The 25,425-nt window shown below is 64.8% G+C and carries 26 protein-coding genes; 15 read left to right on the forward strand and 11 right to left on the reverse strand.

Features of this window, described 5'->3' with window-relative positions:
- The first annotated feature begins 121 nt into the window (after positions 1-121).
- From HU230_RS18170 to HU230_RS18180, 3 genes are all read left to right on the forward strand, one after another.
- The gene (locus tag HU230_RS18170; protein ID WP_176530474.1) at positions 122-901 is read left to right on the forward strand and encodes an NAD kinase; all 780 of its coding nucleotides are present in this window, start codon (positions 122-124) and stop codon (positions 899-901) included.
- A 108-nt stretch (positions 902-1,009) separates the two neighbouring features.
- Entirely contained in the window at positions 1,010-1,555 is a 546-nt protein-coding gene (locus tag HU230_RS18175; RefSeq protein ID WP_092115128.1) for a response regulator, read from the forward strand.
- 9 nt (positions 1,556-1,564) lie between these two features.
- Entirely contained in the window at positions 1,565-2,143 is a 579-nt protein-coding gene (locus HU230_RS18180; protein ID WP_176530473.1) for an Hpt domain-containing protein, read from the forward strand.
- Positions 2,144-2,202: 59 nt separating this feature from the next.
- Here HU230_RS18180 and HU230_RS18185 read toward each other — a convergent pair whose 3' ends face one another.
- The 4 genes from HU230_RS18185 to folE form a co-directional block, all read right to left on the reverse strand.
- The gene (locus tag HU230_RS18185) at positions 2,203-3,384 is read right to left on the reverse strand and encodes a DUF2336 domain-containing protein (protein WP_176530472.1); all 1,182 of its coding nucleotides are present in this window, start codon (positions 3,382-3,384) and stop codon (positions 2,203-2,205) included.
- 161 nt (positions 3,385-3,545) lie between these two features.
- The gene (locus HU230_RS18190) at positions 3,546-4,550 is read right to left on the reverse strand and encodes a transglycosylase SLT domain-containing protein (RefSeq protein ID WP_176530471.1); all 1,005 of its coding nucleotides are present in this window, start codon (positions 4,548-4,550) and stop codon (positions 3,546-3,548) included.
- Positions 4,551-4,657: 107 nt separating this feature from the next.
- Positions 4,658-5,086 carry a phosphoribosyl-AMP cyclohydrolase gene (gene hisI / locus HU230_RS18195; RefSeq protein WP_176530470.1) on the reverse strand — a complete coding sequence of 143 codons (429 nt, stop codon included), beginning with the start codon at positions 5,084-5,086 and terminating at the stop codon, positions 4,658-4,660.
- 28 nt (positions 5,087-5,114) lie between these two features.
- The gene (gene folE, locus HU230_RS18200; RefSeq protein ID WP_176530469.1) at positions 5,115-5,795 is read right to left on the reverse strand and encodes a GTP cyclohydrolase I FolE; all 681 of its coding nucleotides are present in this window, start codon (positions 5,793-5,795) and stop codon (positions 5,115-5,117) included.
- A gap of 240 nt (positions 5,796-6,035) precedes the next feature.
- Here folE and HU230_RS18205 point away from each other — a divergent pair, with 240 nt between their 5' ends.
- Positions 6,036-6,482, forward strand: coding sequence for an iron-sulfur cluster assembly scaffold protein (locus HU230_RS18205; protein WP_029080129.1), 447 nt, complete (start codon positions 6,036-6,038; stop codon positions 6,480-6,482).
- Between the two features lie 21 nt (positions 6,483-6,503).
- Here the strand turns inward: HU230_RS18205 and HU230_RS18210 are convergent, their stop codons facing one another.
- A complete protein-coding gene (locus HU230_RS18210) occupies positions 6,504-7,421 on the reverse strand; it encodes a COG3904 family protein (protein ID WP_176530468.1) in 918 nt (305 codons plus the stop codon).
- A gap of 240 nt (positions 7,422-7,661) precedes the next feature.
- On the opposite strand from HU230_RS18210, the gene yidD reads away from it, so the two are divergent.
- The 6 genes from yidD to HU230_RS18240 all read left to right on the forward strand — a co-directional run bounded on the left by yidD (position 7,662) and on the right by HU230_RS18240 (position 12,462).
- Positions 7,662-8,015, forward strand: coding sequence for a membrane protein insertion efficiency factor YidD (gene yidD / locus HU230_RS18215; protein WP_420840874.1), 354 nt, complete (start codon positions 7,662-7,664; stop codon positions 8,013-8,015).
- 101 nt (positions 8,016-8,116) lie between these two features.
- On the forward strand, positions 8,117-8,284 hold the full coding sequence (locus HU230_RS18220; RefSeq protein WP_176530466.1) for a hypothetical protein: 168 nt from the start codon (positions 8,117-8,119) through the stop codon (positions 8,282-8,284).
- A 164-nt stretch (positions 8,285-8,448) separates the two neighbouring features.
- A complete protein-coding gene (locus tag HU230_RS18225; protein WP_029085027.1) occupies positions 8,449-9,309 on the forward strand; it encodes a tyrosine-type recombinase/integrase in 861 nt (286 codons plus the stop codon).
- A gap of 20 nt (positions 9,310-9,329) precedes the next feature.
- Entirely contained in the window at positions 9,330-10,556 is a 1,227-nt protein-coding gene (locus tag HU230_RS18230; protein ID WP_176528572.1) for an IS91 family transposase, read from the forward strand.
- A gap of 418 nt (positions 10,557-10,974) precedes the next feature.
- Positions 10,975-11,926, forward strand: a protein-coding gene (locus tag HU230_RS18235) for an IS630 family transposase (protein WP_176529724.1) whose coding sequence is annotated in 2 segments (ribosomal slippage) — positions 10,975-11,315 and positions 11,314-11,926 — 954 coding nt in all. Because the reading frame shifts where the segments join, the coding sequence is not laid out codon by codon here.
- Between the two features lie 221 nt (positions 11,927-12,147).
- Positions 12,148-12,462: a hypothetical protein gene (locus HU230_RS18240; protein ID WP_224943352.1), complete on the forward strand. Its 315-nt coding sequence runs from the start codon at positions 12,148-12,150 to the stop codon at positions 12,460-12,462.
- Positions 12,463-12,520: 58 nt separating this feature from the next.
- Here HU230_RS18240 and HU230_RS18245 read toward each other — a convergent pair whose 3' ends face one another.
- Together HU230_RS18245 and HU230_RS18250 are read right to left on the reverse strand one after the other, a co-directional pair.
- Positions 12,521-13,657 (reverse strand): MFS transporter, encoded by a 1,137-nt coding sequence (locus tag HU230_RS18245; protein ID WP_176534973.1) that lies wholly within the window; start codon positions 13,655-13,657, stop codon positions 12,521-12,523.
- Between the two features lie 120 nt (positions 13,658-13,777).
- Positions 13,778-15,067 carry a COG3904 family protein gene (locus tag HU230_RS18250; protein ID WP_176530464.1) on the reverse strand — a complete coding sequence of 430 codons (1,290 nt, stop codon included), beginning with the start codon at positions 15,065-15,067 and terminating at the stop codon, positions 13,778-13,780.
- A gap of 229 nt (positions 15,068-15,296) precedes the next feature.
- Here HU230_RS18250 and thrS point away from each other — a divergent pair, with 229 nt between their 5' ends.
- Positions 15,297-17,345 (forward strand): threonine--tRNA ligase, encoded by a 2,049-nt coding sequence (gene thrS, locus HU230_RS18255; protein ID WP_176530463.1) that lies wholly within the window; start codon positions 15,297-15,299, stop codon positions 17,343-17,345.
- 84 nt (positions 17,346-17,429) lie between these two features.
- Positions 17,430-17,993: a nitroreductase family protein gene (locus HU230_RS18260; protein ID WP_176530462.1), complete on the forward strand. Its 564-nt coding sequence runs from the start codon at positions 17,430-17,432 to the stop codon at positions 17,991-17,993.
- 108 nt (positions 17,994-18,101) lie between these two features.
- On the opposite strand, the gene HU230_RS18265 is transcribed toward HU230_RS18260, so the two are convergent.
- Positions 18,102-20,600 (reverse strand): putative bifunctional diguanylate cyclase/phosphodiesterase, encoded by a 2,499-nt coding sequence (locus HU230_RS18265; RefSeq protein WP_176530461.1) that lies wholly within the window; start codon positions 20,598-20,600, stop codon positions 18,102-18,104.
- A gap of 282 nt (positions 20,601-20,882) precedes the next feature.
- Positions 20,883-21,953, reverse strand: coding sequence for a hypothetical protein (locus tag HU230_RS18270; RefSeq protein WP_176530460.1), 1,071 nt, complete (start codon positions 21,951-21,953; stop codon positions 20,883-20,885).
- 272 nt (positions 21,954-22,225) lie between these two features.
- On the opposite strand from HU230_RS18270, the gene HU230_RS18275 reads away from it, so the two are divergent.
- Positions 22,226-23,257: a patatin-like phospholipase family protein gene (locus HU230_RS18275; protein WP_210284215.1), complete on the forward strand. Its 1,032-nt coding sequence runs from the start codon at positions 22,226-22,228 to the stop codon at positions 23,255-23,257.
- 3 nt (positions 23,258-23,260) lie between these two features.
- Here the strand turns inward: HU230_RS18275 and HU230_RS18280 are convergent, their stop codons facing one another.
- The gene (locus HU230_RS18280; RefSeq protein ID WP_176530458.1) at positions 23,261-23,689 is read right to left on the reverse strand and encodes a CBS domain-containing protein; all 429 of its coding nucleotides are present in this window, start codon (positions 23,687-23,689) and stop codon (positions 23,261-23,263) included.
- A 188-nt stretch (positions 23,690-23,877) separates the two neighbouring features.
- A complete protein-coding gene (locus HU230_RS18285) occupies positions 23,878-24,726 on the reverse strand; it encodes a rhomboid family intramembrane serine protease (RefSeq protein WP_420840888.1) in 849 nt (282 codons plus the stop codon).
- Positions 24,727-24,885: 159 nt separating this feature from the next.
- On the opposite strand from HU230_RS18285, the gene HU230_RS18290 reads away from it, so the two are divergent.
- Both HU230_RS18290 and HU230_RS43660 read left to right on the forward strand, forming a co-directional pair.
- The gene (locus HU230_RS18290) at positions 24,886-25,149 is read left to right on the forward strand and encodes a GIY-YIG nuclease family protein (protein ID WP_176530456.1); all 264 of its coding nucleotides are present in this window, start codon (positions 24,886-24,888) and stop codon (positions 25,147-25,149) included.
- Positions 25,150-25,154: 5 nt separating this feature from the next.
- Positions 25,155-25,289 (forward strand): hypothetical protein, encoded by a 135-nt coding sequence (locus tag HU230_RS43660; RefSeq protein ID WP_275948957.1) that lies wholly within the window; start codon positions 25,155-25,157, stop codon positions 25,287-25,289.
- Positions 25,290-25,425 lie beyond the last annotated feature (136 nt).

Raw genomic sequence — 25,425 nt, forward strand, 5'->3', positions numbered from 1 at the left:
GAACTGCGCTAGTCTGGCGGTACCCGTTGGGCATCGGGTCTCTCACGGGACCATCTCGACAAGGCCGCCCGGGATGTATAGACGAGCGCGGCGTGTTCCGTGCCAAACGAGTTCGTGAGCGATGGCTAGCTCCAAGCGGTATGACAAGATCGCCTTCGTCGCCAGCGCGAGCGCGGAAGCGCAGACCGCGCTCGAGCAGCTGACCGCGATGTACGGCAACCATTCGGCCGCCGATGCCGACGTCGTGGTTGCGCTCGGCGGCGACGGATTGATGCTGCAGACGCTGCACGCCAACATGCGCAGCGGCAAGCCTATCTACGGCATGCATCGCGGCACGGTCGGCTTCCTGATGAACGAATATTCGACGCACGATCTGCGCACGCGGTTGGCCGCCTCGCGGGAGTCGCTGATCAATCCTCTCCTGATGCGCGCGACCGACATCCACGGCGCGGTGCATCTGCATCACGCCATCAACGAGGTCGCGCTGTTCCGGCAGACCTACCAGGTCGCGAAGCTGCGCATCCTGATCGACGAGCATGAGCGGATGCCCGAGCTGATGGCCGACGGCATCCTGGTGGCGACGCCGGCGGGATCGACCGCCTACAATCTCTCCGCCCAGGGGCCGATCCTGCCGATCAACGCGGCGCTCCTGGCGCTCACCCCCATCAGCGCGTTCCGGCCGCGGCGCTGGCGCGGCGCGCTGCTGCCGAATTCCGCCTTCGTGGTGATCGAGGTGATCGAGGACGAGAAGCGCCCGGTCGCCGCGGTCGCCGACCATGACGAGGTCCGCGACGTCCGCCGGGTCGAGGTGCTCTCCGACAAGACGATCGCGATGCGGATGCTGTTCGATCCCGGCCACTCGCTGGAAGAGCGCATCCTGCGCGAGCAGTTCGGCTACTGACGGCGTACCGCCCCACCCTGCCCGGCAACCAATCATTAACCGCGGGCGGGATATGGTTAACGCTGGGTAATACCGCATTGGCCCGGTATGCCCGTTCGGGACCGGACCATGTATCGCATCGATTTCAACAAGCTGCGATTTTTGATTTGCGACGACAATCCGCACATGCGCCGCATCCTGCGGACGCTGCTGCATTCATTCGGCGCGCGCGAGGTGTATGAGGCCGAGGACGGCGCCACCGCGCTCGAGATGTACACCCATTACGTGCCCGACATCGTCATCACCGACTGGTCGATGCCGATCTTCGACGGCCTCGAGCTCGCGCAGATGATCCGGCAGCCGGAATCCAAGGGCAATCCCTACGCGCCGATCATCATGCTGACCGGACATTCCGAGAAGCGCCGCGTCACCGTGGCGCGAGATGCCGGCGTCACCGAATTCCTGGCCAAGCCGATCTCGGCCAAGGGCCTCTACCAGCGCATCATGAACGTGGTCGCCAACCCGCGCCCGTTCATCAAGACCAAGACCTATTTCGGTCCCGACCGCCGCCGCAACACCACCAATACCTATATCGGCCCCGAACGCCGCGGCAGCGGCGAGGTCGAAATCCTGCAACAGCCGTCGCTGCTCGAGAAGGCGCGCTCGACCATTTAGGATATCGCCATGGCGAAAGACAAACCCGGGACGATCGAGGTCAAGAGTTTCGGCACCCATCATGTCATCACGCAGCCGAACCCGCTGCGCAAGGTGCTGCTGCGCGTCCCCGAGAGCGATCTCGACGATCCGGTCGGCCGCGCCGAAAAGGCGCTCGCCGGGCTGTCGGGCGAGTTCAAGGAATGGATGACGATCGAGGCCGACCGCCTCTCCGCCGCGCACGCCACGGTGCAACGCGAGGGCTTCAACGACAACACGCGCGATGAGCTGTTCCGCGCCGCGCACGACATCAAGGGCGATGCCGCGACATTCGGCTATCCGTCGGCGGCGGCGGCGGCCGAGAGCCTGTGCCGCATCATCGAGCACGCGCCTGACCTCGCCGCGGTGCCGGCGCAGCTGATTGCCCACCACATTAATGCCGTGCAGGCGATCGTACGTAACCGCACCAAGCTCGACACCGCGGTCGTGGCCGGCGTGCTGAGCAAGCAGCTCCGCGGCATCGCCGATGAATTCCTGACCCACGCCAACCGCGACCGGCCCGAACATCTCGAGGCCATCCTCGCGCCAAGCATCGCACCTGGCGAATAGCCGCGCGCCTCGGCGGCGGCCACGGCTTCAATCATCGTCAATCTCGGGAAACGCGACCTTCAGGCCGCGATCAGATCGTCGTCGTAAGGCAGCACCGCGATCGCGTCTTCCGCGGCGAGTTCCTCGCAGAACATGCGCGCATCCTCGCGAGCCGATTCGGTCGCAAAGCGGCGCAGCAGGATCAGCAGCGGCTCGGCGGCCGAATGATCGGTCTCGCAATGGGTCAGCACGCGCTCGACCATGCGGCGATGCAGCCGCGCGGCACCGTCGCCGCTGTCAACATAGCCGACCTCGTGGCTGGCCTCGAGCGCGACGCGGAACGCCGCGTAGGTGGATTCCGGCAGGCCGGCGCGACGCAGCAGCGCCTGCAGGCCGTTGCCGCCGCGGTCGTTCAACAGCGCGGAAACCCGGCCATAGGGCAGTCCGGACAGTTCGGCGAGCGCAGCCCCGAACAGGTCGAGATTGCCCGACAGCAGCGCGCGCAGGATCAGCCCGGCAGTGAGCTGGCCGGTGGCACGCAGATGCGTGATCAGGTTCTGCATGTCGTCGCCGAAGGCACGCGCGGCGATGTTCACCGTGGAGCGCTCCTTCGCCTCGCCGGCGATGCGGTCGGCGCGGTCGGCGCCGAGCCAGTTTCGCGCGACGACGAACTGCGCCAGCGTGTCGGAGAGCTTTGCGACCAGCGCGAGCCGCGTCGCCGACGGCAAATCTTCCAGCTGCAACATCGATTCACGGATGGCGGCGAGATGGCCGTGGCGCTCGACGATGCGGTCCCAGGAGAATGGCGCAAGCCCGGCGGAGGGATTCTCGATCAGCTCGAGCGCGGCCGCCGCCGAGCCGACCTCGGCAATCGCCGCGGCGACCGAGGCCGGCAGATTGGCGCGGCGCGCGATCGCGCACTGCATCTCGTCGGAGCCGGTCGCGACGAGGTCGACCAGGTCGGCATCGATCAGCAGAGGTGAATGCTCCAGCACCGGCAGCGCGATCGCCGGCTGGTCGGCCGACAGCGCCTGCACGATCGTAGCCGGCGCCTCCGCGCTGTATGCAAACACCTCGGCCATCGCCTGTCGCACCAGCGGCGACGGGTCGTCGAGCAGCATCAGCAGCGCGCCTTCGGCTGCGATGCGGTCGTCCTCGGTGAGATCCGAAATGAGCCAGGCCCGGGCCAACGCCCGCGTCGCCTCTGCCCGCTCGCCTGCCGGAGCGGTCCTAATCCAACTAATGAACTGCCGAACGATCATGGTCCTGCCGGCTTACGCAACGAGACGGCATCGACATACGACGCCACTACAAGGAAAAATAAACCATGACGCTTAACAAAGGGTTCACCATAAACGTTTGGGATTATTGACGTTTCGTTAAGACGGCCACAGCGCGCCAACGCACCTGCGAAGCCAGCAATCTAGCCGCTGCTGTAAGTGCCGTTCGGATCGCTGAACAGATCAAGCCGCCCGGGCGCTCGGACCTTTGGCGTCGCCGACGTGGTCAGCGAGGCGGAATTGCCCCACAGTTCCTGCACCGCCGGCGAGATCGGCTCCGAACGGTCGCCGCCCTGGTAGAGCGAGCGGAAGGCCGGCGCCGGCTGTGCCGATGCGACGGCCGAGGTCGCACCGGCTGATGAGGCCGCGCGGGCATTCGGGAAGGTCGAAAGATAGGACGCAGTGTCCATGGCCGGCGCCTGTGTCGGCGCAGCGCTTGCGATCGCATAAGGCGACATGGTGTCGCCGCCCGCCGCGGCAAACGCCGTGCGCGTGTCGTTCGAATTCGCAGCCGCGGCGTAGCGTGTGGTCAACACCGAATAGACTTGGCTGACGCTGCGCGCGCTGCCCGATTTGTCGTAGAAGATCGACTGGTTGGCGGCCGCCGCTTTCGGAAACATCGCTGCGGCATTGGCGCTCGGACTGTCCTCGGCGCTCGAGATCAGCTTGCCTGCGCCGCCGACGCCCATGAAATGCGCCATATAGAGCTCGGCATCGGTCGGACGACGGCCGAGCGTGCCGGTGAGCTTGAAGCTGTTGGATTGCGTCAACACCGCGGCCATCGACGACGCCGCATCGGGATCGTCGCGCAGCTTCATGACCGCGCTCCGCGCTGAGGGATCGCTGACCGAATAACTGCCGTCGGAATTTTTGGTGATGGCGTCGGCATACTGGCCGTAGCCGAGCTGGCTTCCAGCCTCCTTGACGGTGCCGAGCCAGGTCTGGTCGATGAATTGATAAAGTCCATGCGCCGACGAGGTCGTGGCACCGGCCCGCGGATTGAAATTGGATTCCATCTTCGCGGTCGTGAGCAAATATTCGAAGCTCGTGCCGGTGGTCGCGGCCGCCTGCTTGATCGAACCGGCGACCTTCAGGCGCGAAGCATCGACACCTGCCGAAGCCGTCGCATTGAAGAGGTCGACCGCCATCTGTCCGGGTGCCTTGCCGGGCGCCGGCAATCGGCACCCATGTCCCGACAACCTGCCGCAATTATGGTTAACGGCACGTTAAGATCCAGAGAGCCCAGCAGGACCCGCTATTTGCGGTAGACCTGCGCCGGATCGAACAGCCGCTCGGCGTCGACAAAGGACAGGCTGACATTGCCGCCCTCGCCCTTCACGGCGCGATAGAAACAGGAGCGCCGTCCGGTGTGGCAGGCCGCGCCGATCTGCTCGACCTTGATCCACACCGCGTCCTGATCGCAATCCGTCCGGATCTCGATCACGCGCTGGGTCTGGCCCGAGCTTTCGCCCTTGCGCCACAGCGCATTGCGCGAGCGGCTGAAGTACCAGCCCTCACCGGTCGCGATCGTCTTGCGCAGGGCTTCGTCGTTCATGTGCGCGACCATCAGCACGTCGCCGGTCGCGGCATCGGTCGCGACGCAGGTCACAAGACCTGTCGCGTCGAATTTGGGCTGGAAGGCCAGCCCTTCTTCGCGGTCGTGATCGTGGGTCGATGCGGACACGGAAAACCTCGCTCAGGAAAATGCGAGGTTACCGGTTCGGTCCTCGCACCAGGGACAGGAAACGCTGCTGCTCCGCCGGATTGTCGCGGAACATGCCGGTAAAGCGGCTGGTGAAGGTCGATGCACCATGCTTGGCGACGCCGCGCACCGACATGCAGGTATGCTCCGCCTCGATCAGCACGGCAACGCCACGGGGCTTGAGCACCTCGTCGATCGCGGCCGCGACCTGCGCGGTGAGATGCTCCTGGGTCTGCAGGCGGCGAGCGAAGATATCGGTCAGCCGCGCCAGCTTGGAGAGACCCACGACGCGCTCCACCGGCGTGTAGGCGATATGCGCCCTGCCGTAGAACGGCATCATGTGATGTTCGCACTGCGAGGTGAATTCGATGTCGCGGACCAGGACGAAATCGTCGTAGCCGGCGGTCTCGCCGAAGGTACGGTTCAGCACCTCGGCCGGGCACTGATGATAGCCCTGATAGAGCTCGTCATAGGCCTCGACGACGCGGCGCGGCGTGTCGAGCAGGCCCTCGCGGCCGGTGTTCTCGCCGATATAGGCGAGCAGCGTCTTCACGGCGTCCTCGGCCTCCGCCCGCGACGGGCGCGGCTGGTCGGCACGGACGGCCGCCGCCAGGAATTCTGAGGGGTCGAGCTCGCTGGCCTTCGCATCGGCCGGCTTGTTGGGGCGAATCGATTTGATCAAGGCGTCCATGTCTTCTCCGTTCGACCGGCCAGGCATTTGCCTTTGGGCCGGATGTGTCACCGGGCAGACGGGGCGGATCGTCGAACCGCCGGGCGCCTGAGTCCCCATCTTCGTAGCACCGCCGCGGCGCAAGTGGCCCGCGGTGGAAGCATAGCCGGGCTATGTTTCGGACGATGCCGTTCATATATAGGACGGTGAGACCCAGCCGCCAAGAGCGCCCGGCGCAGCCGGAACCAGGCATCTACCCCCATGCTGAACGACATTTATAACAAGCGGATCATTGAGTTGGCCGGCAATATTCCGCGCCTCGGACGACTGGCCGAGCCGGACGCCAGTGCCACCGCTCATTCGAAATTGTGCGGTTCAACCGTCAAGGTCGACCTCAAGATGGACGGCCCCGTGGTGACGGACTTCGCCCATGACGTGAAGGCCTGCGCGCTCGGCCAGGCCTCCTCGTCGATCATGGCGAGCCATGTGGTCGGATCGACCGCGGATGAGCTGCGCGAATTGCGCGAGACCGTCCGCAAGATGCTGAAGGAAAATGGCCAGCCTCCGCAGGGCGGCAAATGGGCCGACATCGCGCTGCTCGAGCCGGTGCGCGACTACAAGGCCCGCCATGCCTCCACGCTACTGACCTTCGACGCCGTGGTCGATGCGATCGGCCAGATCGAGGCCAAGGCAAAGCAGCCGGCGTAAGCCCGACCGCCAGCCTCAACCTTACTGCGACGGCTGGACCGGCGCCGGGGCGGCGGTGCCGCCGGTCGGCACGACAGCCTCGGCGGTCTTGGTCGCCTTCGCGGCTTGCGGCAGCGCCTCGCCTTGCATCGCGCTGCTCACGAAGCGATCGGCGTTCTTCGGCTTCGCCTCGGCGACCGGGATTGCGTTGTCCTGATGCGGCAGCACGTCGGCGACTGCATCGGTGGTAACGAGATTGGTCAGCCGCAATTCGGCCGCCGACAATTCGTGCAAATCTTCCCACGGCGGCACGCTGAGTGCGAGCGACAACAGCTCACCCGCACCACCCATATCGAAGGTGTATTTGGCAAGACGACCGATATCGCGCTCGACGATCATCAGGTCCTGCGCGGTGTAGCTGGCGGCCTTGGCGTCATCGGCGCGATCACCCATCCAGATTTGATGCACCCGGATGTGCGCGGCCGGTGGCACATAGCGCGTCTTGCCCGACAACAGCAGGAACACGCACATCGACTCGCAATAGGCATCCGGCAGCACGCTGGCGCGGTCGCCCTGCGCGGCCGCATTGACGACGCTGGTGCCGACCGTGGTCAGCGCGCCGAGACCGCGGAAGCGGCGGCCGAGCGCAATCGCGTCGTTGACCGAGCCGCCGCTGGAGTCGAGCACGATGGTGGCGCCGCTGAGCTGGCGGCTGCGCGCGAACTCGTCGAATTCCTTGGGGCTGTCGGCCGTGATGATGCCGACCGCCGACACCCAGCCGCGGCAATTCGGCTGGCATGCGATCCAGCTGAACTTCATCGGCAGCTTGCGTTCTTCGAGGGTCGAGCTGGTCTGCGTGGAGCTCCCCGCCCATGTGGCGGTGCCGGAAACCGCGAAGCAAAGGGCAACGGCGCCGGTGAGCACCCAACTGCGCAACGAAAGCGAGTTCGCGAGCCTCAATTTGGTTCCTTCCCCCAAGCCCTTGGTGATGCGAGCGGTGGCAATGGCCCCATGGCAATGCGCCACGAATCTGTCATCGGCGCGTAATGGGAACGGTAGCGTTGCTGACCTGGACCGTCCATAGAGCCCTTGCTGCAGCGCCACTGGTGCTGTGCAATAGTAGCCAACTGTGGCGTAAATATCTGCAATTGAACAGTTCCTTAGCTTGGAACCCCCGCAAGATTACGTACATACTTGCGTATGTCACCGACCGATCGTTCAACGACACACCATTCGCGATGCATGGACTGTGCCACCACCATGCGCCGCATGCCGCGCAACCTTGGCCGCGCCTTGATCTGGATCTACCGGCACACGCTGTCGCCGCTGGTCGGCTACAACTGCCGGCATCTGCCGACCTGCTCGGTCTATGGCGATGAAGCGATCGAGCGCTTCGGACTCTGGGCCGGCGGGTGGATGACGCTGGCAAGGTTGCTGCGCTGCCAGCCCTGGGGAACTTCTGGCATCGATAATGTCCCGCAGGCGAGGCCGCCTGGGGCACACTGGTATCTGCCCTGGCGCTACGGCCGCTGGCGCGGCGTCAACGACGCTTGATCTGTTGCGGCGCTCCCAAACGCCACGCGCATAGCTGTTCCGGCGGAACTGTGGCGATACTCGGCGCATTGTTTCATCGCCCCCTTGGCGAGGAAACAACAATGCGCTGGAAACTCAGCCACAACGGGCACGATCCCCGGCAGATCGATCTGCTGGCCGTGCTTGCCCTGCTCGTCGTGATCATTGCCGCCTACGGCTACTTCACCCACAATCCGAACAGGCCGAGCACGACGGCGTTCATCGTGCCCAGCCAGAACGTGAAATGGTGACGCGTAGCGCGTCGATCACCGGCTAGAGCATTTTCTGACCTGGCGGAATCGGAAGGGATTGAACTAAGCCGCTGCCGCGGCGTAGGGGGCAAGGTGGCATAGATCGCCTCCTGGCTGAGAGGATGTGGGTGTTGGAGCCCACCCCCTCAGACAGGAGTATCGAGATGGCCGATTTGAGCCCTCTTCGCCGCCGCATGATCGAAGACATGACCGTCCGCAATCTGTCGCCGGCGACGCAAAGATCCTACATCAGCGCGGTTTCGAAGTTCAGCCGCTATTTTGGCCGATCGCCTGACCGGTTAGAGCTGGAAGACGTCCGCGCCTTCCAGGTGCATTTGGTCTCGACCGGCATCTCATGGCCGGCGCTGAACCAGATCGTCTGTGCGCTACGGTTTTTCTACGGCGTCACGCTCGGCGAGGCGCTCATCCCAGAGCGCATTCCCTATGCGCGAGAACCGCGCAAGCTGCCGGTCGTTCTCAGCGCCGACGAAGTGGTTCAGTTTCTTGAAGCGGTATCGAGCCTGAAGAGCCGCGCCGCGCTCACCACCGCCTATGCGGCCGGGCTCAGGGCCTCGGAGGTTGCGGGACTGCGGATCGAAGACATCGACAGCGCCCGCGGCGTCATCCAGGTGCGCCACGGCAAGGGCGCGAAGGATCGCAACGTGATGCTGTCGCCCCAGCTGCTGGGCATCCTGCGCACCTACTGGCGGCTCGCCCGGCCGCGGCTTTATCTGTTCCCTGGTCGTGACGAAGATCATCCGATCGATCAGACCGTGCTGCATGCCGCCTGCCGGTCGGCGGTGAAGGCTGCGGGCCTGACCAAGCGCGTCACGCTGCACACGCTGCGCCACAGCTTCGCGACACATCTTCTCGAGAACGGAACCGATATCCGGATCATCCAGGTCTTGCTCGGGCACAATAATTTGTCGTCGACAGCGCGCTACACGCAGGTCGCCACCGATACGATCCGAGCGACGCAGAGCCCGCTCGATCGCCTGTCGCTGGAGGTGACGCCACCTGGATGACCCGCAGCGGGATGCGGGTCATGACCCGCTCCGACATCCGCTCCAACAGGCCCGCCATCGAGATTGCCGATATTCTGTGCCGGCATGGCGACGCCTATCGCCGTGTACATGCCGGTCATCTGGGGCGGGTCGAGCGGCGCGTGATGAGCGCGATCGTTGCGTGCCGGACCGAGGCGCTCGGCGGCCACATGCAGGCTTGCGACGACTGCGGCACGACACGCGTTGCCTATAATTCCTGCCGCAATCGGCACTGTCCGAAGTGTCAGGGGAGAGCCCGAGCCGCGTGGCTCGCCGCGCGTCAAGCCGACCTGCTTCCGGTTCCCTATTTCCACGTCGTCTTTACACTTCCCGCACCGATCGCCGCGATCGCTTTCCAGAACAAGGCCGTCGTCTATGCCATCCTGTTCAAGGCTGCCGCCGAGGCGATGACGACGCTCGCCGCCAATCCACGCCGGCTCGGCGGTGCGATCGGCGGCGTCGCCGTCCTCCACACCTGGGGACAGACGCTGATGCATCATCCCCACGTCCATTGCGTCGTTCCGGGTGGCGGCCTCTCGCCCGATGGCGCGCGCTGGACCGCTTGCCGACCGAACTTCTTCCTGGCCGTCAAACCGTTGTCCAGACTATTTCGCACACTTTTTCTCAAACGTCTGTCGGCAGCCTTCAACTCCGGTGCCTTGCGTTTCTTCGGCGATCTCGGAGCTCTGGCCGAGCCGGCTGCCTTTGCGGCCCACCTCGACGCCATGCGACGCATCAACTGGGTTGTTTACGCCAAGCGGCCCTTCGGCGGACCCGCACAGGTCCTGGCCTATCTCGGCCGCTACACCCATCGCGTCGCGATCGCCAACAGCCGGCTCGTCGCACTCGACGACGATCATGTCGCCTTCTCATGGAAGGACTATCGCCAAAACAGCGCGACAAAGATCATGAATCTCAAGCCCGATGAGTTCATTCGCCGTTTCCTGCTTCATACGCTGCCTGACGGCTTCCACCGCATCCGCCACTTCGGCTTCATGGCCAACCGCCATCGCGCTGCCAAGCTCGCCCTTTGCCGCGAACTTCTCGATCATGAGCGAACAGCCCCAAACGATGGCCAGCCGTCGCCTGTGGATTCGGAGGCTCAAACCCGGGCCGAGGTTCCTGCCTGTCCCGATTGTGGTGGCGTCATGCGCATCATTGAGCGCTTTCGACATAGCTTCAGACGCCCCAGCCCTCGAACATCACCGTTCCGATGCGACACATCGTGAGCCAAGTCATGTCGTGCACGACGATCATCATTCGTCATTTCGCTCCCAGCGTCTCGATCATCGCGGACGATGTCGAATCCGTGCTGTCACACTGCGCGACAACAACCGTCCGATGCAGCAAAAGGCCTATCGCGATCTCAGGCGAAGCGCGTCTGATCTCAACTCTTCCAGGATGCGCACTCCTGTGTCTCTGCCTCACGCGCCGAGCCAGCAGATCGGGCATGGCGATCTCGAACAATCCCCATAGCTGCAAAACCGCGAATAGCCTCCCGCGCCTTCGTTCAATCCGGCTTCAATGAGGTCGCGTCATAAGCGCCTGCCGCGCCCTCGCGTGAGCGCGACCTCACAGAACCCTCCAGATTCCCTTGTGAGGCAAATCGTGATTCACCCTGAGGGCTGGTGATGGAGGCCAGCCCCCATGGCTAAGCCGCTCTCGCCGGACCTTCGCCTTCGCATTATTCGGGCTGTGGAAGAGGAAGGCATGAGCTGTCGGGGCGCCGCCGGCCGGTTCGGCGTAGCGCCATCGACAGCGATCGAACTGGTCAACGAATGGCGCAGCACCGGCGCTTGTGAGGCGGGAGCGCAGGGCGGAGACAGACGTTCAGCTCGGATCGAGGGTCATGCTGCGGAGATCCTCTCCCTGGTCAAGGCTACGCCTGACATGACGCTGGCCGAGATCGCTGACCATCTCCTCAAAGTCCACGGCGAGCGTTTCGTGCCGAGCGTGGTCTGGCGATTCTTCGATCGCCGCAACATCACGTTCAAAAAAAACATCGCACGCCAGCGAGCAGGATCGGCCGGACGTGGCCGCTGAACGCGCGGCGTGGAAGGCATCTCAGCCTGAGATCGGCATCCATCGGTTGGTGTTTATCGACGAGACGGGAGCCTCGACCAAGATGGCGCGGCGCTATGGCCGCTCGCCGTACGGCCAGCGCTGTGTCGCAGCGCTCCCGCATGGTCATTGGAAGACGACGACCTTCGTCGGCGCGCTCAGAGCGACCGGCATGACTGCGCCGATGGTCCTTGACGGTCCCATGGATGGTCTGGCGTTCGAGGCTTACGTGACGCAAGTCCTCGTGCCGACACTCAGGCCCGGCGACATCGTGGTGATGGACAATCTCGCAGCACACAAGCGCGCCGAGGTCGGCATCGCAATCGATGCCGTGGGCGCCCAGCTCCTCTATTTGCCGCCTTATTCGCCCGACCTCAATCCGATCGAAATGGCCTTCGCCAAGCTCAAAGCCGCACTTCGAAAGGCCGCCGCCAGATCAATCGAGGCTTTGGACAACGCTATTGCCACCGCCCTGACCGCCTTCACCGCCCAAAAGTGCCTGAACTTCTTCGCCGCAGCCGGTTATGACCGTGTCTGATCAGAATCTGCTCTAGCGGCAGAGCTGGAAGCCGGCACCACGACCAACGCCCAACGCGAACAGCCGCAGCGCCAACCTCCCGACCATGCGCTGACCTCACCCGATGTGGTGTTGACGACCGAGCGATCCGCGCCACGCGGCATTGTCTGCATCCCGCATGCACCATGGGCTGTAACCATTGGGACAGATATTTTTCACGGGGGTGGGCATTGCAGGAAGGCTTGTACAAGCTCGAATTTCACACCGTACATGGCACCGGCACCGGTGTGCTCTACGCGACGTGCGGCAAGCTGCGCGGCGGCAACTCGGCCTTTGCCTTCGTCGGCAACTACACCGACCGCGGTGACGGCATTCACGTCAAGGTCTCGACCCAGCGGCACAATCCCGATCCCGCGTTCCGGCCGCTGTTCGGGACCGACATGATCACGTTGATGCTGAAGGGCACCGCGAACGGCGACATGGTCGATTTCGAGGGCGAGGCACTGCAGCTGCCGGGCGTGAGCTTCAAGGCGTTCCTGACCCGGATCGCCGATTAGAAACATTGGAGCGCGATGGGCGCAGCTTCGCGCAGAGAAGCGCGTTACGGCAAGAGGCTCACTCGGCTGCGGCAGCGCGCGCCGTCTGTCGCGGCCGCGTCATGACCACGACCGCAAGGGCCGCCGCGACGAAGGCCGTGGCCACATAGCCCGCGCTGTAGAGCCATTCGCGCGCGAACAGCAATCCGCCGATCGCAGAGCCGATGGCCTGGCCGATATACAGCACCGAGGTGTTGAGCGAGACCGACGCCGACGCGAGCGCGTGCGCCGCACCGACCAGCCGCACCTGCTGCATCGAATTGGTCGACGCAAAGCCGAGACCCCAAACCGCAACCGAGGCGGCCATCAATGCGTAGGCGCCGGCGCTCAGCGCCCAGCCGGCCACGCCGGCGAGCAGCAGCACGGTGAACAGCACCGACGTCTTCCAGGCACCCCAGGAATCCACGATGCGCGTTGCGATCGCAATGCCGACGAACCCGAAGATGCCGTAGAGCGCGAACACGATCCCGACGGCGTCCGCGTTGGCGCCGGTCAATTTGCCGAGCAGCGGCCCCATGAAGGTGAACACCACGAACTGGCCGGACATCTGCAACGTCGTGATCGACAGCAGCAGGATGACGGTCGGATTGCGGCCGAGATCGGCCCAGGTCCTCAAGTCGACCGGCGCGCCATGCAACCCGCCGGGCAACCGCCACCACAGCAGCAGGCAGCTCACAAGCCCGGTCAGTGCGATCGCGCCATAGGTCACGCGAAAACCGTAACGGCTTGCGATGAAGGTGATCAACGGCAGCCCGATCGCAGCGGCGAGCGACCAGCCGAGGAAGATATAGGCGATCGTGCTGCCACGCTTTTCCACCGGCACGATCAGCGCCGCGGTGCCGGCCGCCTGCGGCGTGTAGAGGACACCGACCGCGAGCATCACCAGGCGTATGATCAAGAGGCTGTCGTAGTCCGGCGCGAAGGCCGATGCCGCGTTGGTCAGCGCCAGCACCAGGAGCGTCGCCGTCAGCAGCGCCCGCCGTTCGAACCGGCTGGTCAGCCACGCCGTCACCGGCGAGCCCACGCACAGCACGATCGCGCCGAAGGTGATCAGGAGACCCGCGGCGTGGATCGTGACGCCGAGTCCGTTGGACAGCTCCGACAGCATGCCGGCCGGCGCCAGCACCGAGCAGCCGGTGACGATATTGCCGAGCATCAATGCGGTGGGAGCGAAGCGTTTCACGCCGCGTTGATAGCAGACCTCGAAATCAATGCAACTGCATCTAAATGCATAGCACGTGATCGATGGCACGTGATTGAATGGCGCCTGTTGCGCTCATGGCGACGGCGATGCGGCCGGCGCCGCGTTGACGCTCGACGACACAGCGGCCGGCGACGGGCTCGCAGGCTTCGGGCCTGCGCTCGTTGCCGGGCACGACGCCAATAGCTGCGTCCAGCCCTGCTCCAGCCCGGTCGTTTCGATATCGAATGTCGCGAAGTCAGGCTTGAAATCGGACTTCGGATCCGACTTGCCGTCTGACGACGGCGTGCTTTCGCCGATCTGCAGATGCGGGACCGCCAGCATCGCCTTGACGGTGTCCGACCCCACCGGGTCGCTCCAGACCTCGTATTTGCCGAACCGCGCCGGCAACCTGCCGAATGCGATCGCCTTGGCGGCGCCGGCCATCATCACCACCGTGCTCTTGCCAGCGGCGCCCTCGTCGAACTCGCGCACGAACATCAGCCGCCCGCGATCCTTGTTCTCGCAGAACAGGCGCCACTCCATCATACGGAACGCGCTGCCGTCGCCCTTCTTCTGCTGCGCGATCTTGCGGACATAGGGCCGGGTTTCCTTCTCCACAGCCCAGAGCGTTTCCGGCAACGGCCGCGTATCGATTCCAAATCGATAGAGTTCCGGCCGCGTCAGCACGTGCAGGTTCTCGAACTTCACGGTCCGGATCAACTCGCTGAGCTCGTGGCTGATCCCCATCGCCGCGAGGAACGCGTTGCGGTCGCGATCGGCGCTGACCATCTCGCGCCGCCTGAAATCCGCGACGACCTGCGGCGACGGATTCCCATGGACCACAAACATCAGCCTGGAGTTATGCACCGCGAGCACCGAGTCGGGCGCCACTTCGCGGTCGGTCGCGCCCAGGAACAGATAGGCACAGGCCGAAACGCACATCGCGTTGCGCGTGGTGAGTTCGGCCTCGACTTCTCCCTTCGCAGCCTTGACCTTCAGGCAGGCAGCATCGGTCTGCGTGCCCGTGAAACAGGCCGGCACGGTGGTGCGGCCGACCCGGGCAATCGCCTTGTGTGCGCGCAGAAACCGCGCGATCGCGTAGGACTGCTCGACGTTTCCGCCTGGCGAATGGAGGTAGATCGGAAGGTGCCTGTCCTTGATGGGAAAAAGGAAGGTGCGAATCCGCTGCGCGGCTTCCCGATCGATCTCGCCTTCGATCGCGATCCAGCGATCGCAACCGGCGCCGCAGGCGTTCGCCGGGCCCTTGGCGAGGTAGATGGTCAGCTTTTTCGCAAAGCCGGCCTTCTCGACCGGTGCTTCTTCCGCCCGCAAGGCGCCCGGGACCAGAAGCAACGCCACGAAAAGCAGGAGACGGGAAAACATGAACCTTGCGGATCGCGCGATGGCGGGAAAGTGGACTTTCGACGTTAAACGATGATCGGCAACGTCGCAACGCTTGGTGCCATCAGGAGCAGGCGAGCTTCTCTCGAATCGGTACGGCCGGAGGCCCATTTTCTTGATATTGCCGGATTGCAGGCGTCAAATCCCCTGCTATACCGCTGCTTTCCGCTTACCTGCGCTCGTTCGCAGGAGTGAGCTACAGGAGCCTTCAATGTCCGACACGCCGCCCAAATCCGAGTCCGGATTCCAGTACAGCCTCTCTAACCTCAAACCCGCAGAACCCGTGAACAAGATCGCCCTCACCTTCCCTGATGGAGCGAGGCGCGATTTCCCGAAAGGGACCACCGGCCTCGACATCGCCAAAGGCATTTCGCCCTCGCTCGCCAAGCGCACCGTCGCGATGGCGCTCGACGGCACACTCGCCGATCTCAATGATCCGATCGAAGCCGACGCCAAGATTGAGTTGATCAGCCGTGAAGACCCCCGCGCGCTGGAACTGATCCGGCACGATGCCGCACACGTGCTCGCCGAAGCCGTGCAGTCGCTGTGGCCCGGCACCCAGGTCACGATCGGCCCGGTGATCGAGAACGGCTTCTATTACGACTTCTTCCGCAACGAGCCGTTCACCCCGGAAGATTTTGCCGCGATCGAGAAGCGGATGCGCGAAATCGTCGCGCGCGACAAGCCGTTCACCAAGGAAGTCTGGGATCGCGAGAAGACCAAGCAGGTGTTCCGCGACAAGGGCGAGGCCTTCAAGGTCGAGCTGGTCGACGCGATTCCCGGCAACGAGCCGATCAAGATCTATTTCCAGGGCGACTGGTTCGATCTGTGCCGCGGCCCGCACATGACGTCGACCGGCAAGATCGGCAACGCCTTCAGGCTGATGAAGGTGGCCGGCGCCTATTGGCGCGGCGATTCCAACAATCCGATGCTCACCCGCATCTACGGCACGGCATTCGCCAGGCAGGAAGACCTCGACGCTTACCTCAAGCAGATCGAGGAAGCGGAGAAGCGCGACCACCGCAAGCTCGGCCGCGAGCTCGACCTGTTCCACTTCCAGGAAGAAGGCCCCGGCGTGGTGTTCTGGCACCCGAAGGGCTGGACCATCTTCCAGCAGCTGATCGCCTATATGCGGCGCCGGCTGCTCGGCGACTACAGTGAGGTCAATGCGCCGCAGATCCTCGACAAGGTGCTGTGGGAGACCTCGGGCCACTGGGACTGGTACCGCGAGAACATGTTCGCGGCGCAGTCCGCCGGCGACGAGGCCGAGGACAAGCGCTGGTTCGCGCTGAAGCCGATGAACTGCCCGGGCCATGTGCAGATCTTCAAGCACGGGCTGAAGAGCTACCGCGACCTGCCGTTGCGGCTCGCCGAGTTCGGCGTCGTGCATCGCTACGAGCCGTCGGGCGCGATGCACGGCCTGATGCGGGTGCGCGGCTTCACCCAGGACGACGCCCACGTGTTCTGCACCGAACAGCAGCTCGCCGATGAGTGTCTCAAGATCAACGAGCTGATCCTGTCGACCTACGCCGATTTCGGCTTCGACGGCGAGCTCACGGTCAAGCTCTCGACGCGGCCCGAAAAGCGGGTCGGCACCGACGAGATGTGGGATCACGCCGAGCGCGTGATGGCGACCGTGCTGTCGGAGATCAAGGCCAAGGGCAGCAACCGGATCCGCACCGAGATCAACCCGGGCGAAGGCGCGTTCTACGGCCCGAAGTTCGAGTACGTGCTGCGCGACGCCATCGGCCGCGACTGGCAGTGCGGCACGACCCAGGTCGACTTCAACCTGCCGGAACGGTTCGGCGCGTTCTACATCGATCATGACGGCTCGAAGAAGGCGCCGGTCATGGTGCACCGCGCGATCTGCGGCTCGATGGAGCGCTTCATCGGCATCCTGATCGAGCACTATGCCGGCAACTTCCCGCTCTGGCTGGCGCCGACCCAGCTCGTGGTGACGACCATCACCTCCGAGGGCGACGAGTACGCCAAGGTGGTGGCGGCCGCGGCGCGCCGCGCCGGCCTCCGCGTCGAGATCGACCTGCGCAACGAGAAGATCAACTACAAGGTCCGCGAGCACTCGCTGGCCAAGATCCCGGCCCTGCTCGTCGTCGGCAAGAAGGAAGCCGAGACGCATTCGGTCTCGGTCCGCCGCCTCGGCAGCGAGCGGCAGACCGTGATGCCGACCGATGAGGCGATCGCTGCGCTGGTGGATGAAGCGACACCGCCGGACGTGAAACGGGCGCGATCGGTCGCCTGATCTTCACAATCGGTCTAAACGGGCTTTCGTCGGCTTGGTCGTGGCCCCATCTTGGGGGCACGACTCCACTTGAAGGACATTTCCGTGCCCGATGCCATTGAACTCCTCAAGACACGCCGCTCGATGAAACCGCGCGAGATGACCGGCCCGGGCCCGTCCGCGGCCGAGCTCGAGACCATCCTGACGATCGGCGCGCGCGTGCCCGACCACGGCAAGCTGGCGCCCTGGCGCTTCATCGTGTTCGAGGGTGAGGCCCGCGGCCGCGCCGGCGACGTGATCGCAAAGGTGTTTGCCCGCAAGAATCCCGGCGCGCCCGCCACCGACATCGAGGTCGAGAAGAAGCGCCTGACCGATGCGCCGCTGGTGATCGGAGTGGTCTCCTTCACCAAGCCGCACCCGAAGGTGCCGCCGTGGGAGCAGGAATTGTCGGCCGGCGCGAGCGCCATGAACATCGTCACCGCCGCGACCGCGCTCGGCTACGGCGCCTGCTGGCTGACCGGCTGGTTCGCCTTCGACCGCGACGTGCTCGACGGTCTCGGCCTGAAGCCGGACGAGAAGCTCGCCGGCCTGATTCATATCGGCACGCCGACCAAGCCGAGCGAGGATCGCCCGCGCCCGGTGCTGTCGGATATCGTGACGCGGTTCTGAAACCGTAGATCTGTCATTGCCGGGCTTGACCAGGCGATCCATCTACCGAAAGATTCTTCTGAAGAATGATGGATGGCCGGGTCAAGCCCGGCCATGACGAGCGGAGAGTTACGCCGCCTTCGACGCGCGCTCCGCAAAGCCGCGCAGCAAGGCCGCGATCTCGTGCCCGGGCCGCGCGGCGCTGAACAGAAAGCCCTGCACTTCATTGCAGCCTTCGGCGCGCAGCCAGTCGAGCTGGTCGGTTGTCTCGACCCCTTCCGCGGTCGTGGTGATCTTGAGGCTGCGGCCGAGGCCCGAGATCGCGCGCACGATCGCGAGGCAATCGGAGCGCCGCGCCAGGTCCTTCACGAAGGAGCGGTCGATCTTGATCTTGTCGAACGGGAAGCTGCGCAAATAGCTCAGGCTGGAATAGCCGGTGCCGAAATCGTCCATCGAGATGCTGACGCCGAGCTCGCGCAGCTGATGCAGGATGGCGAGGTTGGCCTCGGTCTCCGCCAGAAACACCGACTCCGTGATCTCGAGCTCGAGCCGCCGCGCCGACAGGCCGGAATGCGCCAGCGCCGAAATCACGGCCTGGACCAGATTGCGGCTGCGGAACTGCACCGGCGAAAGATTGACCGCGACCTTCACGTCGGCGGGCCACTTCATCGCCTCGGCGCAGGCTTCGCGCAGCACCCATTCGCCGAGCGCGACGATCAGGCCGATGTCTTCCGCAACCGGGATGAACTCCGCGGGCGAGATCATGCCCTTCTGCGGGTGCTGCCACCGCAGCAGCGACTCGAAGCCACTGATGCGGTCGGCGGCGATATCGACCAGCGGCTGGTAGTGCAGCTCGAATTCGCCGTTGCTGAAAGCGGCGCGCAGATCGCGCTCCATGTCGCGGCGCTTCTGCGCCTGCTGATCCATCTCCGGCTCGAAGAAATGATGCACGCCGCCGCCCTCGGACTTGGCGCGATACAACGCCATGTCGGCATTGCGCATCAGGTCCTCCGACGTCGTGCCGTCGCCCGGCGACAGCGCGATCCCGACGCTGGCGCCGACCACGACCTCGAGCCCGTCGATCTTGTAGGGCGCGCTCAGGGCATCGATCAGCCGCTCGGCGAAAGCACTCGCTTCGTTCGGCGAGACATCCGCGGCTAGCACGATCGCGAACTCGTCACCACCGAGACGGGCCGCCACGTTGTCGTCGCGGACCACCTCGCGCAGCCGCTCCGTCACCAGCTTGAGCAGCCGGTCGCCCATCGGATGCCCGAAGGAGTCGTTGACGTTCTTGAACAGATCGAGATCGATGCACATCACCGCGACGCGCCGATTGCCGGACCGGCCGCGCTCCAGCGCCTCGCGCAGGCGCTCCTGGTAGAAGTCGCGGTTCGGCAGGTTGGTGAGACCGTCATGGTGCGCCATGTGCGCGATCCGCGCTTCGGCAGCACGGCGTTCGGTGATGTCGACCACCGCGACCAGATAGCCGTCGCGGCCCTCGAACGCCACCCTGCGTCCGAAGGTCAGCACATGGATCTCGGTGCCGTCCGCCTTGATGTGCCGCCAGTCGCGGCTCGATTGATAGACGTCGCCGACCTCGCGCAAGGCGGCGCTGTGCATGGCCCACTCATCCTCCGGCCAGATCTCGCGCAGTGTCATGCCGAGAAATCTCTCCCGGCTGTACCCATAGTGCTGAACGGCGGCGTCATTGACGCTGAGGAACTCCATCGTGCCGGCGTCGAATACCCACATCGGCATCGGGTTGTTCTCGAACAGCAGGCGGAACGACAGCTCGCGCTGCTTCAGCGCGGTGACGTCGGAGACGGTCAGCGACAGCATGTCGCCGAACGCTGTGACGCCGAGCCGCAGGCAGCGATCGCCGCTGTCGATCTCGAACTGGCCGCCAGGACCATTGCCGACGAATCCACTCCCGACGAATCCGCGCAGGCGGTTCATCACCGCCGGCGCCGCCAGCGGATTGCCGCCGGCGCCGAGCCGACGCCACAGCAATTCGGTCGCGGGCTGCATCAGGAGCCTTGCGGCGCCCTGGTTGAGATGCACGATCTGGAAGTCGGCCGCCTCGCCCCGCGCGTCGCGGATCGCGGCGAGCGACAGCACGCCCTCGTCGGTGGCCGAGAAGATCGTATCGAGAAGATTGTACTGCGCATTGCGCTCGTTGACATAGACGCCGACCAGGATGCCGCCCCAGCGCGACCGCGTCGGCAGCGCCAGCACGTCGAAGGTCCGCACCAGACCGTCGCGCACGCAATGCGCCGACGCGAGATAGGGCCGGCAGTTCTCGCGCGCATTCGCGGCGGCTTCGGTCAAAGCCGTCGCGCAGTCCGGCGGCAGCGCGCTGAGTGGAATGTCCCAGCGCTCGTCGTTCAGCCAGGTCTGGACATAGCGGCCGGTGTGCGAGACGCTGAGCACGCCGTCGACGTTGCGCAGCAGCACGATGTGATCCGCGAGCCGGCCGAGACTGCCGAGCATCACGTCTTCATAATGCGGCAGCTTTTCACCGGGACGGACTGCCGCCTGCCACTTGCGTTGCAGAACCGGAACGTCGGCGAACATCTCGGAATTGAACTTGGCCGAAGTCTTTGCTGATTTCTTGTTGGCCATGATCATGGCACGCCCCGTTCACGCAAACGCCGGAGCATGATCCGGAAAGTGCGAAACAAGCTTTCCGAAGGGATCATGCTCAAGCAAAAAGCCAAGGCGCGATGACGACACAATTTGAACTCAGCGCGCTTTAGTCCCCGTGGCATCCAAGTCATGCCGCGGCTTAACGCCATGTAAAAATAGCGAGCCTATGCGTCGCCGCCAGCGATTATGACAGCTCAAATTGGCGCGATGGTTAGTTCACGTTAGAGACTATGACGGCTGCATGAAATGCAATTCGGTCGGGCGTCAGCGCGCCACGACCTCGACTTCGCCGTCGACGCCGTTGACGACGTTGAAGGGACGCTCGAACACCTTGCCCTCATTCTTGGCGATCGCGCGATACTCGCCTTCGGAGAGCACGACGCGCGGGAACGCGCCGATCGATTCCTTGATCACGTCGCCGCCCGGCGTGATCACCGACCATGCGGTGTTGGCGAGTGCTTCGCCGCCCTTCTCGCTGACCAGCTTGAGGGTGATGACGGCCGCGCGATGCGTGACGGTGACGTCGGTGAGCTTGCCCGCCGCGACGCGAATGTCGGAGCGCACCACCGAGTTGGCGTCACCATAGTTGGAGACGATGTAATAGGTGCCCTCCGGCAGCAGCGCGACGTCGCCGGCGGACACGTTGGGCACCAGCGGGCCACGGTCCGAGCCGTCGAACTGGCTGCCCTTGTAGATCGCGAACGAAATCTGGTTGGCCGGGATCTTGCTGGAGCCGACCCGGCCTTCGATCCGCAGGCCCCCGGCCGGCAGCACGAAGGACTCGCGGTCGGTTTCCGACTTCAGGCTGACGGCGCGGACCGCGCTGACGAGGCCGAGCGCGACATGGACGACATAGTTGCCGGGCGGCAGCACAACGTTGGGCGTCGCCCCGCGCTCCTCGCGGATCAGCTTGTAGGTGCCGTTGTCATCCGGCTTGTCGGCGAACACCCGCCACACCAGCCCGGCATTGATCACCGGCAGGTCCTTGCCGTACCGCGCCGTCAGCGACAGCACCGCCTGCCCCGCGGTCGGCGAGCCGGCCGGCGGCGTCACCGGAGGCACGGTCGCGATCGACGGCTGGACGATGGTCGGTTGGGTCAGCGGACCGGGCAGAACGGGCCCCGAACCGGGCCCGGACGGCGGCGCCAGGTTCAGCGCCGGGCCGGACGGCACGTCCGGCACCGAGGCGGGCGGGATCGGCGGCGGCCGGTCGCTGAAGAACTGCGCCGACACGGAAGTCGGGATCAGGGCCAGCAAAAATGCCGCAAGCGTCAATAGCGGAAGGAGCCGCATGCCCCGCCCGCATCCGCCGATGCCGTTGCCCCTCGAAGTCATCACCATGCTTTTCAACGAAAACGCGGCAAATTCAAGCCTTCGTCCAATGCTTTGTCACACTCCCGGGGGCGTCGTCCCCGGTTTGGAACCGCTCGATCAAGCCGATGTTAGTCCCATCGTCGCGGTCAAGTCACATTCCCTGCCTACCGCGGTCCACCCGGGGCATGAATCATGCCTGTGGGGAATAACCATGAAACCGGACGACGCTGGCGCAGCGATGCCGCGCGGCCTAGTCTCGCGCTGGCAGGAGATTTGCCGTGTTGGATAGCTGGATGGGCCGAGGCCAAAAGAGCTCCGACGGCCCCGACAAGGTAGGACTGGGACCGGTTCGCCGGCCGGTGATCGGGCTCGCGCTCGGCGGCGGCGCCGCGCGCGGCTTTGCCCATATCGGCATCATCAAGACCCTGCTCGCCCATGGCATCGTCCCCAATGTCGTGGTCGGAACCTCGATCGGCTCCGTGGTCGGCGGCGCCTATGCGGCCGGCCATATCGACAAGCTGGAGCAATGGGCCCGCAGCCTGCAGCCACGCAGCGTGCTCGGCTACCTCGACATCCGCCTCAACGGCTCCGGCCTGATCGGCGGCGCCAAGCTCGCCGCCGAGATCGAGGCCGCGCTGGGCCAGGTCATGATCGAGGACCTCGCGGTCAAGTTCGCCAGCGTCGCAACCGAAGTCCGCACCGGGCACGAGATTTGGCTGACCCAGGGCCGTGTGGTCGACGCAATGCGCGCCTCCTACGCCCTGCCCGGCATCTTCGCGCCGGTGCTGATCGGCGACCGTTGGCTGGTCGACGGCGCGCTGGTCAATCCGGTGCCGGTTTCCGCCGCCCGTGCCCTCGGCGCCGAGATCGTCATTGCAGCGAACCTCTCCAGCGACGTGTTCGCGCACTCGACCACGATCTACAATCACGGGCCGTCCGCCGCGCCCGAGGTGACGGTCGCGGTGACTGCCGAGGCAGAGATCGAGCCCGAACCGCCGAAGCGGCGGTTCGGGCGCTTCTTCTCCGCCGAACGGACCGTGAAGCGGGAGTTTTTCGGCAGCGCCAGCCGGCCCGGAATCTCGAGCGTCATGGTCGACGCCTTCAACATCATGCAGGACCGTATCACCCGCGCGCGCCTCGCCGGTGATCCGCCCGACATGCTGATCTCGCCGCGCGTCGGTCAGATCGGCTGGTTCGACTTCCACCGCGCCGACGACCTGATCGCACATGGCATCCGCGCAGCCGAACGCGCCATCGGCGCGATCGAGGAAGCGATCGAGATCCTGGTGCCGCCGTCAAACGGCACGGGCACCACCGGGAAATAGCGCTCAGGCAGTCTTGATGTAGTCGCGCAGCGCTTCCTGCTCGTGCTCGTATTCCTGCACGCGGCGCTTGACGACGTCGCCGATCGAGATCAGCCCGACCACCTTGCCGTCCTCGACGACAGGGAGGTGGCGGAACTTGCCGGTGGTCATCATCTCCATCAGGCCGCTGACGGTATCGGACTCGCGGCAACTCACGACCTTCTTGGTCATCACCGCGCTCACCGGTTCGTCCAGCACGCCCGCGCCGCGCTCTGAGAGCACGCGCACGATGTCGCGCTCCGACAAGATGCCCTCCATCCGGCCCTGCTCCATCACCAGCACGGCGCCGATCTTGCGCTCGCCGAGCAGTTTGATCGCCGCCGAGAGCTTCGCGCCGGGCGCGACGCTCATGACCTGATGGCCCTTTGCATCGAGAATGGAACGTACCGTCATTGCCGCCTCCCTGAATCCGCTCGCCCCCGCTTCAGCGGGGTCGAGCCTGTTCGCCAGAGTCTTCAATCAACAGTTCCGCGCCGATTTCGGTTCCGGGGCGCGGTCGGTAGCTGGGCTCGATGTGTCGGCCCGCTTTGTTCTGTGTCGCAAAGATGATGGAGGAATTCGAACCGAGCCGCAAGCGGCGATCAGACGCGGCCGGACTGGTCCAGCGACGACGCATCCGCAGCATCGTCTCGCGCGCGCGGAATCGGATCGAACAGCGAGAACAGCAACAGCCCGGCGAGGAAGCCGCCGATATGCGCCTGCCAGGCGACGCTCGCGTCCTCGGCACCGAGCGACAGCGAGGTGGCGCCGAACAGGATATTGACGCCGAACCAGATCGCCAGGAACGCGAGCACCCGCCCGTTGCGCAGCGCCCGCCAGAGCGACAGCGCGGGCACCTTGGCGGCCGCGTCGGCATCGCCGCGGCTGAACGACAGGAAGCTGCCCTTCACAAAGGCGAAGCGCATCGCCGCAGCCATCGTCCCCGACACCGAGGCCGACGCGCCGATCATCGGCGCAATGGCGTGCTCATGGGTCAACAGATGCGCGAGCGCGCCGGCGGCCGCCGTCACCGCCATGAAGACAAAAAACCGCACCGCACCGAAGCGCCGCGCCAGCGCGCTGCCGAACGGCAGCAGCCACAACACATTGAAGCCGATATGGGTGAGGTTCGCGTGCAGCAGCGAATAGGTGACGAAGGTCCAGACCTTGGCGCCGTCTCCGCCCGGGAAGGTGATGTCGAGCAGCGTCGAATCGTAGCGCTTCGGGATGAAGCCGAAGGCGTCGATGGTCCAGTTTTCCATCTCCGGCGGCAGCAGCACCCGCAGATGGATCACCGCGATCAGGAGGATGTAGGCGGTGAGCGCCGGCGGCAGGGTCAGGATCGGCTCGCGCGGCGCCTCCGGCGGCGGCTCGAGCGGGAATTCGGGATGGGAGTCCAAGGGGTCGGCGACCTCGCACGCGGCTGTGCATCCCAGATAGGCGGCTTTCATACCGCTGTGCAAGTGCACAATCCCGAAATCGGACATCTCTCGTGTCCGGATGCGTCGCAGCCACGCAGTGTTGCGATGCAGAGCCGGGACCCGTCGAAATTGGCAATCCTCCCTGAACTTGCGAGACTTAAGACGCCTTCCGCATCCATTTGGTGCAAGATGAACGCGCAATTCTTTGTTTACATCCTCGCGAGCGGGCGAAGCGGAACGCTGTATGTGGGCGTGACCAAGCCGCTGGGCGGTGTCACCGAGGCCGAATTCACGAAGCTCATCGACGCCGAGGCGCAAGCGACCCGCAAGGCCGGTGAACGTCCCGCGACCGCCTTCGACCGCTACTTCATTGTTGCCACCGCTTCGTACCTACTGTGGTGTAGCGCCCAGCTTGAGGCATGGCGACACATCCAAGCAATTGCCTCGATATGACGATCATGGCCACGTTCAAAAATTTGGTGATCCAGCAGGCTGGAAGGATCAAAGCCAAGGTGATGCGTGGAGATGACGAGGTGCGTTCAGGAAATCTTCTCGTAACGTTACACCCAGAAACGATAGAGGCCGCCAACTGAGGCGGCCTCTGATTGAGCGACCCCAGCAACCATTGGGGGCCTATGACGGAGGCTAGTTGCTGGGGCCATCTACCGGCCCGATGCGCCGAGCCAGATTGCGGTCACTCCACGTACATGACGACGCCGATGATGACGA

The organism is Bradyrhizobium quebecense, from assembly GCF_013373795.3.
GTDB classification, from domain to species: Bacteria; Pseudomonadota; Alphaproteobacteria; order Rhizobiales; family Xanthobacteraceae; genus Bradyrhizobium; species Bradyrhizobium quebecense.